This is a genomic window from Streptomyces xanthophaeus (genome assembly GCF_000725805.1).
Classification (GTDB): domain Bacteria; phylum Actinomycetota; class Actinomycetes; order Streptomycetales; family Streptomycetaceae; genus Streptomyces; species Streptomyces xanthophaeus.
In genome coordinates this window covers 16,109-32,502 of sequence record NZ_JOFT01000041.1, presented here as the reverse complement: position 1 = coordinate 32,502, position 16,394 = coordinate 16,109, and the positions used below count along the sequence as shown (strand labels likewise).

The window sequence follows — 16,394 nt, the reverse complement described above, 5'->3', positions numbered from 1 at the left end:
GGGGGTTCCTGGGCCATATGCCCGCCCGCCGACCCCTGGATGTGCCGTGCCCCGGTTCAGCGTCATCGTGCCCGCGTACAAGGTCCAGGCGTACCTCCAGGAGAGTCTGGACTCGGTCCTGACGCAGTCGTACCCGGATCTGGAGCTGATCGCGGTCGACGACGCTTCCCCGGACGCCTGCGGCTCGATCATCGACGAGTACGCGTCACGGGACCCCCGGGTCACGGCCGTGCACCTGGCGCACAACCTGGGCCTGGGCCCGGCCCGCAACGCGGGTCTGGCCCGGGCCACCGGCGACTACCTGATCTTCCTCGACGGCGACGACACCCTCGCGCCGGGCGCGCTGGAGGCCATCACCGACCGGCTGAAGGCGACCGGTTCGCCGGACGTCCTGGTCTACGACTACGCGCGCACCTTCTGGACGGGCGAACTGGTGCGCAACCGCCTGTCGGACCGCCTCTCGCAGGAGGGCCCGGCCAGCTTCCGCCTCGCCGACCGCCCCGCGCTGCTCGGCATGCTGATGGTGGTCTGGAACAAGGCGTACCGCCGCGAGTACGTGGAGCGCGAGGGCTTCTCCTTCCCGCCCGGCTTCTACGAGGACACCCCCTGGACCTACCCGGCGCTGCTGGCCGCCGAGTCCGTGGCCGTCCTGGACCGGGTCTGCGTGCACTACCGCCAGCGCCGGACGGGGTCGATCCTGACCACCACCAGCCGCCGCCACCTCGACATCTTCGACCAGTACGACCGGGTCTTCGGCTACCTCGCCGGCCGCCCCGAGCTGGAGCGCTGGCGGCCGGCCGTGCACCGGCGGATGGCCGAGCACTTCTGCGCCCTGTACGCCGACCCGCGCCGCCTGCCGCGCGCGAGCCGGGCCGAGTTCTTCGCCCGGGCGGCCGCGCTGCTGCGCCGCTACCGGGCCCCCGGGGGCCCGGGATCGCTGCCGCTGTCGCTGTCGCGGACCGACCGGGTCCGGCACACCCTGATGAGGCTGGGCACCCGGCGCACCTACCGGCTGCTGTCGGCGCTGCGGTCGGCCGCGCTGGCGGCGGGCCGGGGGGCGAGGGCCGTGGGGCGGGGGCTGCACGAGACCTTCCTGCGCCTGCACTACCGGATCCAGCGGCTGCTGCCGCTGCGCCCGGAGCTGGCGGTCTTCTCCGCGTACTGGCACGGCGGTTACGCCTGCAACCCGGCGGCGATCGAGGCGAAGCTGCGGGAGCTGGCCCCGCGGATGCGGACGGCGTGGATCTGCGAGCCGGAGCACGCCGCGACCCTGCCCGGGGGGACGGCGGCGCTGCGCCCGGGCTCGGCGGCGTACTGGAGCGCCCTGGCCCGGGCCACGTACCTGGTCACGAACGTCAACTTCGAGCGGGCGCTCGTCAAGCGCCCCGGCCAGATCCTGGTGCAGACCCAGCACGGCACCCCGCTCAAGCGGGTCGGCCTCGACCTCCAGGACCGTCCGGCGGCCACCCCGACCACCGATTTCGCAGGGCTGCTGCGCGGCGCCGACCAGTGGGACTACCTGCTCTCCGCGAACCGGCACTCCACCCTGGTCTGGGAGAAGGCCCTCCCCTCCTCGTACACCACCCTGGAGTACGGCTACCCGCGCAACGACGTCTTCCACACGGCGAGCCAGGCCGACGTGCTGGAGTTGCGCGAGCGGCTCGGCATCCCGCCGGGTTCCACCGCGATCCTGTACGCGCCCACGCACCGCGACTACCGGCGCAGCCGCCCCGACCACCTGGACTTCGAGCGGGTGCTGCGCGACCTCGGCCCGCGCTTCACGCTGCTGACGCGCACCCACCTGACGTACGCGGGCGACGCGGGCGCGGCCCCTGAGGCCCATCCGCGCCTGATCGACGTCTCCGGGTACCCGTCGGTCGAGGAACTCTGCCTGGCCTCGGACGCGTTGGTGACGGACTACTCGTCCCTGATGTTCGACTACGCGTCCCTGGACCGGCCGATCGTGATCCATGCGGACGACTGGGAGGCGTACGAAGCCGCCCGCGGCACCTACTTCGACCTGCGGGCGTGTCCGCCGGGCGCGATCGCCCGGACCGAGGACGAGCTGGTGGACATCTTCGCCACCGGCCACTGGCAGGGCTCGCGCTCCGCCCAGCTGCGGGCGGCGTTCCGTTCGCGCTTCTGCTCCCACGACGACGGGCACGCGGCGGAGCGGGTGGTGCGCCGGGTCTTCCTGGGGCAGTCCGTCCCGGTCCCGGCAGTGGTCCCGCTGGAGGAGCGCCGCCCGGCGCCCTCGGCCCCGGCGCCCGTCCCGGAGCCCACGCTGTCGGCCCTCGCGAGCGGCCGCTTCCCCTTCTGAGAACCGCGGGCGGCGGGGCTCAGACGGCCTGGAGCCCCGCCACGACCGACCGGGCCAGGCCGTCGAGGTAGTCGGCGGTGACCTCGTCCCGGACGACGACCTGCCGCCAGTACAGCGGGCCGATCGCCAGGTCCAGCGCCCGTCCCGGGTCCGTGCCCGCAGCCAGCTCGCCGCGCTCGACCGCGCCGGAGACGATGCCCTGCGCCATCCGCCGCTGACCGTCGAGCAGCGCGCCGCGGACCGCGTCGGCGATCTCCGGGTTCCGTGCGGCCTCGACCAGCAGGTCGGGGATGACCGCCGAGGCCACCGGGTGCCGCAGCACGTGTGACATGACCTCCAGCAGGGCCCGTACGTCCCCGTACAGCGAGCCGGTCTGCGGCACCGGCAGGCCGTCCACGGCGAAGGCTCCGACGAGGTCCAGCACCAGGTGCAGCTTGGACTTCCACCGTCGGTAGACGGCGGTCTTGCCGACGCCCGCCCGCCGGGCGATCCCTTCGATCGACATCTTCGAGAACCCGACCGCGGCCAGCTCCGCCACCACCGCGCTGCGGATCGCCTCGGTGACGTCCTCGCGCAGGACGGCGGCCCCGGCGGGGGCACGGCGGGCAGGGGCGGCAGGGTCCGTGGTCATGCAGAGAGCATAGCCTCGCCCCGTCACGACGATACGGTTGCGTTCCGACGCTCCTCGCTCTAACCTCACCGTAGCGACGATACGGACCCGTCCCGGCGTCATGGCCGCGGCCTGCCGGGAGACGTCCTGCATCGCCAGCGACGCCCCGACCCCGGCGAAAGCGACTCCTGTGACCACCGCGACCGCACGCCCGACCACACCCGGCCGGCCCCCGCAGCCCACCACCTCCGCCCAGCGCGCGGAGCTCGCGGCCGCCCACGGCCTGACGCTCAGCGGCGCCCGCCCCACGCTCCCCCGCTACGTCGCCCAGCTGTGGGGCCGGCGCCACTTCGTGACCGCGTACGCCACCGCCCGCATGCAGGCGCAGTACAGCAACGCGAAGCTCGGACAGGTCTGGCACCTGGTGACGCCGCTGCTCAACGCGGCCGTCTACTACTTCATCTTCGGCATCGTGATGAAGGCCAGCCACAACGTGCCCGACTACCTGCCGTTCCTGATCACCGGCGTGTTCGTCTGGGACTTCATCGGCAGCTCCATCAACGCCGGCACCCGCGCCGTCCACAGCAACCTCGGCCTGGTCCGCGCCCTGCACTTCCCCCGCGCCAGCCTGCCGATCTCCACCGTCGTCCAGCTCTTCCAGCAACTGCTCGTCACCATGGGCGCCCTGGTCGTGCTGCTCCTCGCCTTCGGCCAGACCCCGGGCCCGGCCTGGCTGCTGGCGGTCCCCACCCTCCTGCTGATGGCCGTCTTCGCCGCCGGCTGCGCCATGACCATGGCCCGCATCGGCAGCAAGAGCCCCGACGTCAGCCAGCTGATGCCGTTCGTCCTGCGCACCTGGATGTACTCCTCCGGGGTCATGTGGTCCATCGACCAGATGCTCAAGACGGACGACCTGCCGCACTGGGTCCTGGTCGTGCTCAAGAACAACCCCGCGGCCGTGTACATCGACCTGATGCGCTTCTCCCTGATCGACAGCTTCAACGCCCATTCCCTGCCGCCCCACGTGTGGCCCGTCGCCATCGGCTGGGCCCTGCTCGCCGGAGTCGGCGGCTTCATCTACTTCTGGAAGGCCGAGGAGGCGTACGGCCGTGGCTGACACCGCTGTGAGGACCCCCACCGTCATCGCCGACGACGTCCACGTCGTCTACAAGGTCAACGGCGGCGGCCGCAAGGGCGGTGCCACCGCCGCCCTCAGCCGGATCTTCTCCGGCAAGCCCGCACCCGGTGTGCGCGAGGTGCACGCCGTGAAGGGCGTCAGCTTCACCGCGTACAAGGGCGAGGCGATCGGCCTCATCGGCTCCAACGGCTCCGGCAAGTCCACCCTGCTCGCCGCCATCGCCGGACTCCAGCCGACGGCCCGCGGCCGGATCTACTCCTACGGCCAGCCCTCGCTGCTGGGCGTGAACGCCGCCCTGATGAACGATCTGACGGGCGAGCGCAACGTCGTCCTCGGCGGCCTCGCGATGGGCATGACCAAGCAGCAGATCCGCGAGCGCTACCAGGGCATCGTCGACTTCTCCGGGATCAACGAGAAGGGCGACTTCATCTCCCTGCCGATGCGTACGTACTCCTCCGGCATGGGCGCCCGGCTGCGCTTCTCCATCGCCGCCGCCAAGGACCACGACGTCCTGATGATCGACGAGGCCCTGGCCACCGGCGACGCCGCCTTCCAGCGCCGCAGCCAGGCCCGCATCGAAGAACTCCGCGAACACGCCGGCACCGTCTTCCTCGTCAGCCACGGCATCAACACCGTCCGCGAGACCTGCGACCGGGCCATCTGGCTGGAGTCCGGCGTCCTGCGCATGGACGGCCCCTCCGCCGAGGTCTGCGCCGCCTACGAGGCCTTCACGCGCCGCTAGGCAGCCCCTCCCGGATCTTGCCCGCTCAGGCCCCCGGCCCCGAGGATGGGCGCATGACGAGAAACCGGAACTGGCCCGACGTGGCGGGTGGCATCCCGCTGCCCCCGCTGCCTCCGGGGGCCGTCTGGCACGCCACCGGCTCGAACGTCTTCCCCCACGCGGCGCGGGCCGAGGGCCGGTGGTGGGTGCTGCGGCTCAACGGCTTCCCCGACCACCCGCTCCACACCTTCTTCGTCGACGGGCGGCGCGTCGCCGACATCGAGGACCTCCCGGCCGACTGGCACCGGCCCGGCACCCCGCCGAGGCCCGTGCTCAGCGCGGCCGAACGTGCGGAGGTCCTGCGGCTCATGGCCGGCCTCGGCCCCTACGGCTCCGAGGCCGGCACCCCGTGCACCGGCTACTACTGCACCTGCGAAGCCCTCGCCGACGACTGAGCGGACAGCACGAAGGCCCCGGCCCCCGGATCGCGATCCGGGGGCCGGGGCCTTCGTCGTGCAGCGGTTAGCTGTGCGCGCGCAGCAGGCTGCGCATCGTGCGCATGGCCACCGACAGGTTCGCCAGGTCGAAGTCGTCCGAACCGCGGATCTCGTCCAGGGTCGTCCGGGCCCGGCCGATGATCGCCGCGTTCTTCTCCTCCCACGCCTGGAAGCGCTCCTCGGGAGTCGAGGTGCCGTCGCCCACCGACAGCACGTCGGCGGTCAGGGCCGCGTGCGCCGCGAACAGGTCCTCGCGGATGGAAGCGCGGGCCATGGACTGCCAGCGGTCGGCCCGCGGCAGCTCGATGATCCGGTCCATCAGCTGGGTGATGTCCAGGCGGTCGGCGAGGTCGTAGTAGACCTCGGCCACGTCCAGCGGGGCCGTGCCGGTACGGTCCGCGATCGCGACGACGTCCAGCGTCGGGAAGGCGGAGGAGAAGCCGGCGACCTTGGCGGCCAGTTCCTCCGGCACCCCCTCGCCGATCAGCTCGTCCATGATCGACTGGTACCAGTCCAGGTCCGCGCCGCGCACCAGCTTGGGCAGCTCGGCCCAGACGTGCCCGACCCGCTCCGCGAAGAAGTCGATGGTCTCGGTCATCTGGAGCGGCTGCGGCCGGTTGTTCAGCAGCCAGCGCGTACCGCGCTCGACCAGGCGCCGCGAGTGCAGCCGGATCCGGGTCTGGACACTGGCCGCGACCTTGTTGTCCAGCGCCTCGACCGCGTCCCACACCTCGGCCAGGCCGAAGATCTCGCGGGCCGCGAGCTGCGCCCGCACGATCTCCTCCGTGGAGGCCCCGGTCTCCTCGCGCAGCCGGTGCAGGAAGGTCGAACCACCGGTGTTGACGGTGTCGTTGACCAGGATGGTCGTGATGATCTCCCGGCGCAGCGCGTGCCCGTCGACCTGCTCGGGGAACTTCTCGCGCAGTGCGGACGGGAAGTACGCGAAGAGCAGGCGGCGCAGGTACGGGTCGTCCGGCAGCTCCGTCGCGATGAGCTCGTCCGCCACCGTGATCTTGGTGTAGGCGAACAGGACGGCCAGCTCCGGCTGGGTCAGGCCCTTTCCGTTGCCGAGCAGTTCGCGGATCTGCCGGTCGGCGGGCAGGAACTCCAGCTGGCGGTCGAGCCGCCCGGCGCGCTCCAGGCGGCGCATGAAGCGCTGCTGGGCGTGGAGCAGGCTCGGGGCCTGCGCCGCACCGTTGGCGAGGGCGAGGTTCTGCGCGTAGTTGTTGCGCAGCACCAGGTGCCCGACCTCGTCGGTCATCTCGGCGAGGAGCTTGTTGCGCTGCTTGACGGTCATGTCGCCGTCCGCGACGACCGCGTTGAGCAGGATCTTGATGTTCACCTCGTGGTCGGAGGTGTCCACGCCCGCGCTGTTGTCGATGGCGTCGGTGTTGATCTTGCCGCCTTCGCCGTCGGCGCCGGTCCGTGCGAACTCGATGCGGCCGAGCTGGGTCAGACCCAGGTTTCCGCCCTCGCCGATGACCTTGGCCCGGACGTCGGAGCCGTTGACGCGGATGGCGTCGTTGGCCTTGTCGCCGACGTCCGCGTGCGTCTCGGCCGTCGCCTTGACGTACGTACCGATGCCGCCGTTCCACAGCAGGTCGACCGGGGCCTTGAGGATGGCCTGCATCAGGTCGGCGGGGGTCATCTTGGTGACGCCCGCCTCGATGCCGAGGGCCGCCCTGACCTGCGCGTTGATCGGGATCGCCTTGGCGCTGCGCGGGTGGATGCCGCCGCCCGCGGACAGCAGCGAGGTGTCGTAGTCGGCCCACGAGGAGCGCGGCAGCTCGAACAGCCGGCGGCGCTCCGCGTACGAGGTGGCCGCGTCCGGAGCCGGGTCGATGAAGATGTGCCGGTGGTCGAAGGCGGCCACCAGGCGGATGTGCTCGGAGAGCAGCATGCCGTTGCCGAAGACGTCGCCCGACATGTCACCGACGCCGACGACCGTGAAGTCCTGGGTCTGGGTGTCGTGGCCGAGCTCGCGGAAGTGCCGCTTGACGGACTCCCAGGCGCCGCGGGCCGTGATGCCCATGCCCTTGTGGTCGTAGCCGGCCGAGCCGCCGGAGGCGAAGGCGTCGCCGAGCCAGAACCCGTACGCCTCCGCGACCCCGTTGGCGATGTCGGAGAAGGTCGCGGTGCCCTTGTCGGCGGCGACGACGAGGTAGGTGTCGTCCTCGTCGTGGCGGACCACGCCGGTGGGCGGCACGACCTCGCCCGCGACCATGTTGTCGGTGATGTCGAGCAGCGCCGAGATGAAGATCTTGTACGAGGCGATGCCCTCGGCGAGCCAGGCGTCGCGGTCCACCGACGGGTCCGGCAGGTTCTTGGCGACGAAGCCGCCCTTGGCGCCGACCGGCACGATGACGGTGTTCTTGACCATCTGCGCCTTGACCAGGCCGAGGATCTCCGTACGGAAGTCCTCGCGCCGGTCGGACCAGCGCAGCCCGCCGCGGGCGACCTTGCCGAAGCGCAGGTGGACGCCCTCGACGCGCGGGGAGTACACCCAGATCTCGAAGGCCGGGCGCGGCGCCGGGAGGTCCGGGATGGCCTGCGGGTCGAACTTCATCGACACGTAGGAGTGCGGATCGCCCGCCGAGTCCGTCTGGAAGAAGTTGGTGCGCAGCGTCGCCTTGATGAGGGTGAGGAAGGCCCGCAGGATGCGGTCCTCGTCCAGCGAGGCGACCTGGTCCAGGGCCCCGTCCAGCTCCTCCATCATGGCGTCGACGAGCTCGCTGCCCGCGGCCTGGCGGCCGGGGGACATCCGCGCCTCGAAGAGCGAGACCAGCAGCCGGGTGGTGTGGACGTTGTTGCGGAGGGTGTCCTCCATGTAGTCCTGGCTGAAGGTGGAGCCGGCCTGGCGCATGTACTTGGCGTACGCGCGCAGGACGACGGCCTGGCGCCAGGTGAGCCCGGCGCCCAGCACCAGGGTGTTGAAGTTGTCGTTCTCGGCGTCGCCCTGCCAGACCGCGGCGAAGGCCTCCTGGAAGCGCTCGCGGGCGTCATCGCCCATGTAGTGGGCGTTCGCGCCGTTGTCGCCGTTCCCGGAGGAGACGGGCATCCGCAGACCGAAGTCGTAGATCCAGGCGCTGACCCGGTCGGAGCGGCGCAGCTCGTACGGGCGCTCGTCGGTGACCTCGACGCCCAGGCGCTGGAGCACCGGCAGGACCGCGGACAGGGAGACCTGCTCGCCGGTCCGGTAGATCTTGAACCGGCGCTCGCCGGGGCCCGCGCCGACCGGCTCGTACAGCGAGAGCGCGAACTCGCTGTCGCTGGCGGAGAGCCGCTCCAGGTGGCAGAGGTCGGCCACGGCCGCACGCGGCGAGTGGTCGGCCTTGTAGCCCTCGGGGAAGGAGGTGCCGTACTTGCGCAGCAGCTCGGCGGCGCGCTCCTCGCCCAGCTCGGCGACCAGTGCCTCGCCGAAGCCGTCGGCCCAGGAGCGGGCGGCCTCGACGAGGCGGGCCTCGATGCGCTCGACGTCGGCGTCGGTGAGGACGGGCAGTTCCTTGCCCTGCGGGACGCGGACGACGAAGTGGATGCGGGAGAGGATCGACTCGGTGTTCCAGGCGGTGAAGTCGACGCTGGTGCCGTCGAGCTCCTCCTTCAGGATGTCCATCAGACGCAGCCGGACGCCGGTGGTGAACCGGTCGCGGGGCAGGTAGACCAGTGCGGAGTAGTAGCGCCCGTACTCGTCCTGGCGCAGGTACAGCCGCAGTCGGCGGCGCTCCTGCAGGTACAGGACGGAGGTGACGATCGCCCGGAGCTGGTCGACGGGGGTCTGGAACAGCTCGTCGCGCGGGTAGGTCTCCAGGATCTGCAGCAGGTCGCGGCCGTCGTGGCTGCTCGGCGCGAAGCCGGCGCCCTCCAGGACCTCGGCGACCTTGCGGCGGACGACGGGGACGCGGCGCACCGACTCGGTGTACGCGGCGGAGGAGAACAGGCCGAGGAAGCGGCGCTCGCCGACGACGTTGCCGTCCGCGTCGAACTTCTTGACGCCCACGTAGTCCAGGTACGAGGGGCGGTGCACGGTGGAGCGGCTGTTGGCCTTGGTCAGCACCAGCAGGCGGTGCTCGCGGGCCTTGGCGCGGGCGTCGGCCGGCAGCCGGTTGAAGGACGGCGAGACCGGGTGGCCGTCCTCCTTGTCGCTGTGGTGCGGGTCGGCGCGCAGGATGCCGAGGCCGGTGCCCGGCACGGCGGACAGGGAGTCGCCGTCGACGAGGTTGTACTCGCGGTAGCCGAGGAAGGTGAAGTGGTCGTCGGCGAGCCAGCGCAGCAGTTCGCCGGCCTCCTCCATCTCGTACTCACGCAGGTCGGGGGCGGTGGGCTCCTCGTGCAGGCCCTCGGCGATGCGCAGCGCGGCGTCGCGCATCTTCTCCCAGTCCTCGACGGACTCGCGCACGTCGGACAGGACGCGCAGCAGGTCGCCGGTGATCTGCTTGAGGTCGGCCCGGTCGGTCTCGCGGTCGATCTCGACGTGGATCCAGGACTCGACGAGGGAGTCGTGGGGGCGCGCGGTACGGGGGCCGTGCGCGTCGCAGTCGGGACCGAGGATCTCGATGAGCTTGCCGGTGACGTCACGGCGGACGACGACCTGCGGGTGGATCACGACGTGGATGCCGCGGCCCTGCCGGGACAGCTCGTTGGTGACGGAGTCCACGAGGAAGGGCATGTCGTCGGTGACGACCTCGACGACGGAGTGGCTGGAGGTCCAGCCGTTCTCCTCCACCGTGGGGGTGTGCACGCGCACGTTCGCCGTGCCCTGCGGCCGGTTCTCGGCGAGCCGGTAGTGCGAGAGCGCACCGCCGAACACGTCGACCGGGTCCCGGTCCAAGAGGTCCTCTGGGGCGGTGTGCAGGTAGTAGCGCTGGAGGTAGGAGAGCACGGAGTCCCTGCCGGGACGCTCCCCCTGCTCGGACCCAGTCGGAAGTAGCCCCCCGGCCGGGCTGTGCTCAGCTACCCGGGCCGCCCGTGTGAGCAGCTCGGCCTTTGCTTCGTCCAGCTTGGTCTGCATGTCCTCTGGCTCCTGTCGCGCGCCATTGCGTGACGTAGGTGAAGGAAGGAATGGCATAGCGCCGCGATGCGGGATGCGCGTTCGGGATCGACGCTATGCCGTCGAGAGAGCCGACCGGGAGGGAATCAGCCATGATCGGCAGGAGGTCCCGGCAGCGGGGATCAGCGAAGGCCCGGGCACCTTGGTGCGCCGGGCGCAGGCCGGGGGCGTCGGTGCCCCCGATGACTATCGCGCTGATCACGGGTACAAGGCTATCTCCCCGCACCCCCAGCCCGTCATGAGCTGTATGTGTACAAAACCGGGGGTGGAACTTTGACACTCTGGACAGCGACGCGCGCCGCGTTCCGTGCCCGCTGCTATTCGGCCAGCTCGCGAGCTGTGTGTACGGCTTCGGCCAGGGAGTCCACGACGGGCACACCGGCCGATTCCAGACTGCTGCGGCTGTGCGAACCGCCCGTGTACAGAACGGCCCGGGCGCCGACGTGGGCCGCCGCGAGCGCGTCGTCCACGGCGTCCCCGATGAGCACCGTACGGGCCGCCGTCACGCCCGTCCCGTCCAGGGCGGCCAGGTGGCGTACGAGGTGACCGGCCTTGCTGGTGTGGGAGGGGCCGGTGCGGCCGTCCACGCGCAGGAAGTGCCGGTCGATCCCGTGGGACTGCACCAGCGGCACGAGCTTCTCGTGGGGCGCGAGCGACAGCAGGGACTGGGTGAGGCCGTCCTGCTGCCAGTCCCGGAGCAGTTCCCGGGCGCCTTCGGCGAGCCCGGAGTCCTCGGCGGCGGCCCAGTAGTGACGGTGGAAGGCCTCGTCCATGACGAGCCATTCCTCGTCGGTGGGCAGCCTTCCCATCAGGCGCTCGTAGAACTTCGGCACGGGTACGACGTACATGTCGCGGTAGGTCGCCAGGGTGATCGGCGGGAGTCCGAGCTCGGCGAAGGAGGCGTTGGTCGCCACGATGACGGCATCGATGTCGTGCAGCAGCGTGCCGTTCCAGTCCCAGACGATGTGGGTGGTGTGCGCCGTCACTTGAGCAGCCCCGGGATCTCCTGGACGCCGAACCACAGCAGCTCGTGGTCCTCGGCGCCGTCGACGGTGAACCGCGCGTCGTCGTCCCCGGCGTCGGCGGCGGCCAGTGCGGCCGCCGCGGCGGCCACGTCCGCCTCGGCGTCGTCGGCGTCCACGTGCACGGCGGCGGCCACGGAGAGCCGTACGGCGGCGGCCAGGGTGACCTGGCCGAGGGTGGCCTCGTCGACCCCGGGGGTGGCGCCGGCGGCCTTGTCGGCGACGTCCAGGGCGACGACCACGCGGCGGCGCGGGGCGCCGTCGTCCTCGGCGATCAGCCGCAGGGAGGCTTCGGCGGCCCGGCTCAGGGCCGCGTACTCCAGCTCCTCGATGTCGTCCGACACGTACCACTCGCGGAGCCCGGGGGTGACGGCGTACGCACGCAGCGGGGCGGGGCCCAGCTCACCCGCCTTGTGCGCCTCGGCGAGCCCGGGGAGGGTCAGGGGGACGTACACGCGCATGGCCGGCTGCTTTCGGTAGTCGGGAACGTCCCCAGGATACGACCGAAGGCCGGGACGGACGGCTCCGGTGGGGTGACGGACCGCGTCCCCCATCGGGGTGCCGGGCCGTCCGCGCCGCCCGTCCACCCCCGTCCACCCCCGTACGCCGGTGAGGGCCCTCCAAGGGCCCCGGCGGGGGGTGCGCGGGCCGCGGGCACCCGGATAGGTGAAGGGGCCCGCCGGTCGGTACGGGGCCTGCGGGCGGTTGCGGAGCGTGTGCGGCGGCCGTAGAAGATCCCCATCAAGTTACCGCCCGGTACCACTCCGGGCCCGGCCTGTTCGGGGGCAGATCGCGATGGACACCACGACACGCGGCACGACCGGGAGCAACACGACCCGCCAGGGCCCCGCCGCCCCGCCCCGCCCGGCGGCAGAAACCGGCCCGGCCGGCCCCGGACACCGGGCAGACCCTCCGCACCCGGCAGGCGCCGCACGCCCCACGGACCAGCCACCCACGGCCGCCGCCGGGCGCCCCGCAGGACCGCCGCCGCCCGCTGGGCCGCCCGCGGCCACCACAGGCCGCCCCGCAGGCCCGCCGCCGCCCGCTGGACAGCCTGCTGACCCACCGCCCGCGGCCGTCACAGGGCCCACCACAAGCCCCCCGCCCGCCGGGTTCCCTTCGGACCCGCGCGCAGCCGTTGCACGGCGCACCACCGACGCGCCGCCGACGGGCCGCCCCGCAGCAGACCCCCGGCGCGCCGCAGGCACCGCACGCGCCACGGACCAGCGACCCACGACCGTCGCAGAACGCCCCACCAGCCCGCCTACGACCACCGGGCGCCCCGCAGGCCCGCCGCCGAACGGGTCCCCGGCGGACCCTCCGCACACGCACCCCACAACCCCGGCCCCCACTTCGCGCACGTCCCGCACCCGGCGCCCCGCCGGCCCGCCGGCGAAGGGGTCCCCGGCGTACCCCTCGCGTGCCGTCGGCACCCGGCGGCCGGCAGGCGCGCCGCCGCCCGGGCGCCCGGCAGACGTCTCGCGCACGCCCGGCACCCGCCGCCCCGCCGACCCCCCGCGCACGGCCGTCGTACGGCCCCCCGCAGGGCCGCCGGCTCCGGTCGGAAGTCTGCGGCCCGTCGCCCCGCGCCGCCCCGTCGGCCCGCCGCCCACGGCCCGCAGCGGGCCCCACCACTGGTTCGCCGAGCGCCTCCTGGCGGTCGTCAGCGGCCGCCGCCCCGTGCACTCGCTCCTCGGGCACACCGTCGGCCCCGCCTACCAGCAGCTGGTCACCCTGGCCCCGGCCGACCCCGCGGGCGGCGAGCGGCTGTCCCCCGTCATCCGCCGGTGCGGCCGCTTCATCCCCGGCCCGGGCGTCATCGAGGCCTTCGCCCGCATCGTGACGGGCGACCGCGTCACTGCGATGGCCTTCCGCCTGGAACAGGGCCCCGACCTGCGCTGGCGCTGCGCGGCCGTGGAGATCCAGGGCCCGCGCCCGTGACGTGCCCCCGGCCCCGCAGGCACGCGCGGCACAGGGGCCCGGGGCGGAGCCCCGGCAACGACGCCGCACCCGGCCCGCCACCCGGCCCCGACCCCACGCGGGACGCGAAACGGCCGGGGCCGGACACCGCGAAGGTGCCCGGCCCCGGCCGGTGGCTCACGACCCCAGCGGGGTCACTTCTTGCGGCGGCGCCCGCCGGAGGCCTTCTGCGCCTTGCGGCGCTCCGCCCGCGTCAGCCCGTCGCCGTCACCCGCGGAGCCGTTGTCGAAGTCGCCCTCGACCACACCGCCCTCGCCGTCGACGGTCGGCGCCGAGAAGTGCAGCCGGTCCGGCCGCTGCGGAGCGTCCAGCCCCTTCGCACGGATCTCCGGACGCGTGGCGGTGGCCACGGCCGAGTCCTTGGTCAGGGACGGCGCCGCGTCCTGCACCGGAAGCTCCTCGACCTGCTGCTCGACCTGGACCTCCAGGTTGAACAGGTAGCCGACGGACTCCTCCTTGATGCCGTCCTGCATGGCGTTGAACATGTCGAAGCCCTCGCGCTGGTACTCGACCAGCGGGTCCTTCTGGGCCATCGCCCGCAGGCCGATGCCCTCCTGCAGGTAGTCCATCTCGTACAGGTGCTCACGCCACTTGCGGTCCAGGACCGACAGCACCACGCGCCGCTCCAGCTCGCGCATGATGTCGGAGCCGAGCGTCTTCTCGCGCGCCTCGTACTGCTCGTGGATGTCGTCCTTGACGGACTCCGCGATGAACTCGGCGGTGATGCCCGCGCGGTCGCCCGCGGCGTCCTCCAGCTCGTCCACCGTGACCTTGATCGGGTAGAGCTGCTTGAACGCGCCCCACAGCCGGTCCAGGTCCCACTCCTCGGCGAAGCCCTCGACCGTCTCGGCCGCGATGTACGCGTCGATCGTGTCGTCCATCATGTGGCGGACCTGGTCCTGGAGGTCCTCGCCCTCCAGCACCCGGCGGCGCTCGCTGTAGATGACCTCGCGCTGGCGGCTGAGGACCTCGTCGTACTTCAGGACGTTCTTGCGCGTCTCGAAGTTCTGGGTCTCCACCTGCGACTGGGCCGACGCGATCGCGCGCGTCACCATCTTGTTCTCGATCGGCACGTCGTCCGGCACGTTGGCCATCGCCATGACGCGCTCGACCATCTGCGCCTTGAACAGCCGCATCAGGTCATCGCCCAGCGACAGGTAGAACCGCGACTCGCCCGGGTCGCCCTGACGGCCGCTGCGGCCGCGCAGCTGGTTGTCGATACGGCGCGACTCGTGGCGCTCGGTGCCCAGCACGTACAGCCCGCCGAGCTCCTTGACCTCCTCGAACTCCGCCTTCACGGCCGCCTCGGCCCGCGTGAGCGCCTCGGGCAGGGCGTGCGCCCATTCCTCGATGTGCTCCTCGGGGTCCAGACCCCGCTGGCGCAGCTCGGCCTCGGCGAGGTCGTCCGGGTTGCCGCCGAGCTTGATGTCGGTACCGCGGCCGGCCATGTTGGTGGCGACGGTGACGGCGCCGCGGCGGCCGGCCTGGGCGACGATCGTCGCCTCCCGGTCGTGCTGCTTGGCGTTGAGGACCTCGTGCGGGATGCCGCGCTTGGAGAGCTGCTGCGAGAGGTACTCGGACTTCTCGACCGACGTCGTACCGACGAGGATCGGCTGGCCCTTCTCGTGCTTCTCCGCGATGTCGTCGACGACGGCGGCGAACTTCGCGACCTCGGTCCGGTAGATCAGGTCGGCCTGGTCCTTGCGGACCATCGCGCGGTTGGTCGGGATCGGGACGACGCCGAGCTTGTAGATCTGGTGGAACTCGGCGGCCTCGGTCATGGCCGTACCGGTCATGCCCGACAGCTTCGAGTAGAGGCGGAAGAAGTTCTGCAGGGTGATCGTGGCGAGGGTCTGGTTCTCGTCCTTGATGTCCACCCCTTCCTTCGCCTCGATCGCCTGGTGCATGCCCTCGTTGTAGCGGCGGCCGGCGAGGATACGGCCGGTGTGCTCGTCGACGATCATGACTTCGCCGTCGATGACGACGTAGTCCTTGTCGATCTTGAACAGTTCCTTCGCCTTGATGGCGTTGTTCAGGTAACCGACGAGCGGGGTGTTCACCGACTCGTAGAGGTTCTCGATGCCGAGCCAGTCCTCGACCTTCGCCACGCCCGCCTCGTGGATGGCGACGGTGCGCTTCTTCTCGTCGACCTCGTAGTCGCCGGTCTCCTCGATGCCCTTGAGCGGCTGGCCGGCCTCGCCCTTGGTCAGGCGGGTGACGAGCTTCGCGAAGTCCCCGTACCACTTGGTGGCCTGGTCGGCCGGGCCGGAGATGATAAGCGGGGTACGGGCCTCGTCGACGAGGATCGAGTCGACCTCGTCGACCACGGCGAAGTTGTGGCCGCGCTGGACGAGCTCGTCCTGGGACCACGCCATGTTGTCGCGCAGGTAGTCGAAGCCGAACTCGTTGTTCGTGCCGTACGTGATGTCGCAGTTGTACTGCTCGCGGCGCTGCGCCGGCGACATGTTCGCCAGGATGCAGCCGACCTCCAGGCCGAGGAACTTGTGCACCCGGCCCATCAGCTCGGAGTCGCGCTCGGCGAGGTAGTCGTTCACCGTGATCAGGTGGACGCCCTTGCCGGACAGCGCGTTCAGGTACGCGGGGAGCGTGCCGACGAGGGTCTTGCCCTCACCGGTCTTCATCTCGGCGACGTAGCCGAGGTGCAGCGCGGCGCCACCCATGATCTGGACGTCGTAGTGCCGCTGGCCGAGGACGCGCTTCGCGGCCTCGCGCGTGGTCGCGAAGGCCTCGGGCAGCAGGTCGTCCAGGCTCTCGCCGTCCTGGAAGCGCTGCTTGTACTCGTCCGTGAGCGCACGCAACTCGGCGTCGGAGAGGTTGACGAAGTCCTCTTCGATGGAGTTGACCTGGTCCGCGATGCGGTGCAGTTTGCGCAGGATCTTGCCTTCGCCTGCACGCATGAGCTTGTTGAAGACGGACACCGAGGTTTGTCTCCTTGCCGGTCGGGCCTGGGCACTGTACGTACACGGGCACGGCAGGTGGGCCCCACCGCAACGGCCATCGTAAGCGAGGACGTGGTCGCGTCGGGAGGTCCGCCGTAC

At 71.8% G+C, this 16,394-nt stretch carries 10 protein-coding genes; 5 read left to right on the top strand and 5 right to left on the bottom strand.

Going from position 1 to position 16,394, the window contains the following annotated elements; genetic code table 11:
• The first annotated feature begins 46 nt into the window (after positions 1-46).
• Entirely contained in the window at positions 47-2,320 is a 2,274-nt protein-coding gene (locus tag IO30_RS0124415) for a bifunctional glycosyltransferase/CDP-glycerol:glycerophosphate glycerophosphotransferase (protein ID WP_031146189.1), read from the top strand.
• A 19-nt stretch (positions 2,321-2,339) separates the two neighbouring features.
• On the opposite strand, the gene IO30_RS0124410 is transcribed toward IO30_RS0124415, so the two are convergent.
• Positions 2,340-2,951, bottom strand: a complete 612-nt coding sequence (locus IO30_RS0124410) for a TetR/AcrR family transcriptional regulator (protein ID WP_031146187.1) — start codon at positions 2,949-2,951, stop codon at positions 2,340-2,342.
• Positions 2,952-3,120: 169 nt separating this feature from the next.
• Here IO30_RS0124410 and IO30_RS0124405 point away from each other — a divergent pair, with 169 nt between their 5' ends.
• From IO30_RS0124405 to IO30_RS0124395, 3 genes are read left to right on the top strand one after another with little or no spacing between them, the layout of a single operon-like run.
• A complete protein-coding gene (locus IO30_RS0124405) occupies positions 3,121-4,047 on the top strand; it encodes an ABC transporter permease (protein ID WP_051902557.1) in 927 nt (308 codons plus the stop codon).
• Positions 4,040-4,810, top strand: coding sequence for an ABC transporter ATP-binding protein (locus tag IO30_RS0124400; RefSeq protein WP_031146184.1), 771 nt, complete (start codon positions 4,040-4,042; stop codon positions 4,808-4,810). The genes IO30_RS0124405 and IO30_RS0124400 overlap by 8 nt, the downstream gene beginning before the upstream one ends.
• Positions 4,811-4,863: 53 nt before the next feature.
• Positions 4,864-5,244 (top strand): hypothetical protein, encoded by a 381-nt coding sequence (locus IO30_RS0124395; RefSeq protein WP_199921126.1) that lies wholly within the window; start codon positions 4,864-4,866, stop codon positions 5,242-5,244.
• A 67-nt stretch (positions 5,245-5,311) separates the two neighbouring features.
• Here IO30_RS0124395 and IO30_RS0124390 read toward each other — a convergent pair whose 3' ends face one another.
• The 3 genes from IO30_RS0124390 to IO30_RS0124380 all read right to left on the bottom strand — a co-directional run bounded on the left by IO30_RS0124390 (position 5,312) and on the right by IO30_RS0124380 (position 11,816).
• Positions 5,312-10,294, bottom strand: coding sequence for an NAD-glutamate dehydrogenase (locus tag IO30_RS0124390; protein WP_031146180.1), 4,983 nt, complete (start codon positions 10,292-10,294; stop codon positions 5,312-5,314).
• A gap of 356 nt (positions 10,295-10,650) precedes the next feature.
• Positions 10,651-11,319, bottom strand: coding sequence for an HAD family hydrolase (locus tag IO30_RS0124385; protein ID WP_031146178.1), 669 nt, complete (start codon positions 11,317-11,319; stop codon positions 10,651-10,653).
• A complete protein-coding gene (locus IO30_RS0124380) occupies positions 11,316-11,816 on the bottom strand; it encodes a DUF6912 family protein (protein ID WP_031146176.1) in 501 nt (166 codons plus the stop codon). The genes IO30_RS0124385 and IO30_RS0124380 overlap by 4 nt, the downstream gene beginning before the upstream one ends.
• Before the next feature lie 1,219 nt (positions 11,817-13,035).
• Between IO30_RS0124380 and IO30_RS48160 the strand changes: the two genes are divergently transcribed.
• Complete coding sequence (locus tag IO30_RS48160) at positions 13,036-13,296, top strand: Rv3235 family protein (RefSeq protein ID WP_031146174.1); 261 nt, start codon at positions 13,036-13,038, stop codon at positions 13,294-13,296.
• A 173-nt stretch (positions 13,297-13,469) separates the two neighbouring features.
• Here the strand turns inward: IO30_RS48160 and secA are convergent, their stop codons facing one another.
• A complete protein-coding gene (secA, locus tag IO30_RS0124370; protein ID WP_031146172.1) occupies positions 13,470-16,274 on the bottom strand; it encodes a preprotein translocase subunit SecA in 2,805 nt (934 codons plus the stop codon).
• Positions 16,275-16,394 lie beyond the last annotated feature (120 nt).

Coding starts and splice junctions, on each gene's coding strand:
- IO30_RS0124410 (WP_031146187.1), bottom strand. CDS start 2,951: ATGACCACGGACCCTGCCGCCCCTGCCCGCCGTGCCCCCGCCGGGGCC.
- IO30_RS0124390 (WP_031146180.1), bottom strand. CDS start 10,294: ATGCAGACCAAGCTGGACGAAGCAAAGGCCGAGCTGCTCACACGGGCG.
- IO30_RS0124395 (WP_199921126.1), top strand. CDS start 4,864: ATGACGAGAAACCGGAACTGGCCCGACGTGGCGGGTGGCATCCCGCTG.
- IO30_RS0124380 (WP_031146176.1), bottom strand. CDS start 11,816: ATGCGCGTGTACGTCCCCCTGACCCTCCCCGGGCTCGCCGAGGCGCAC.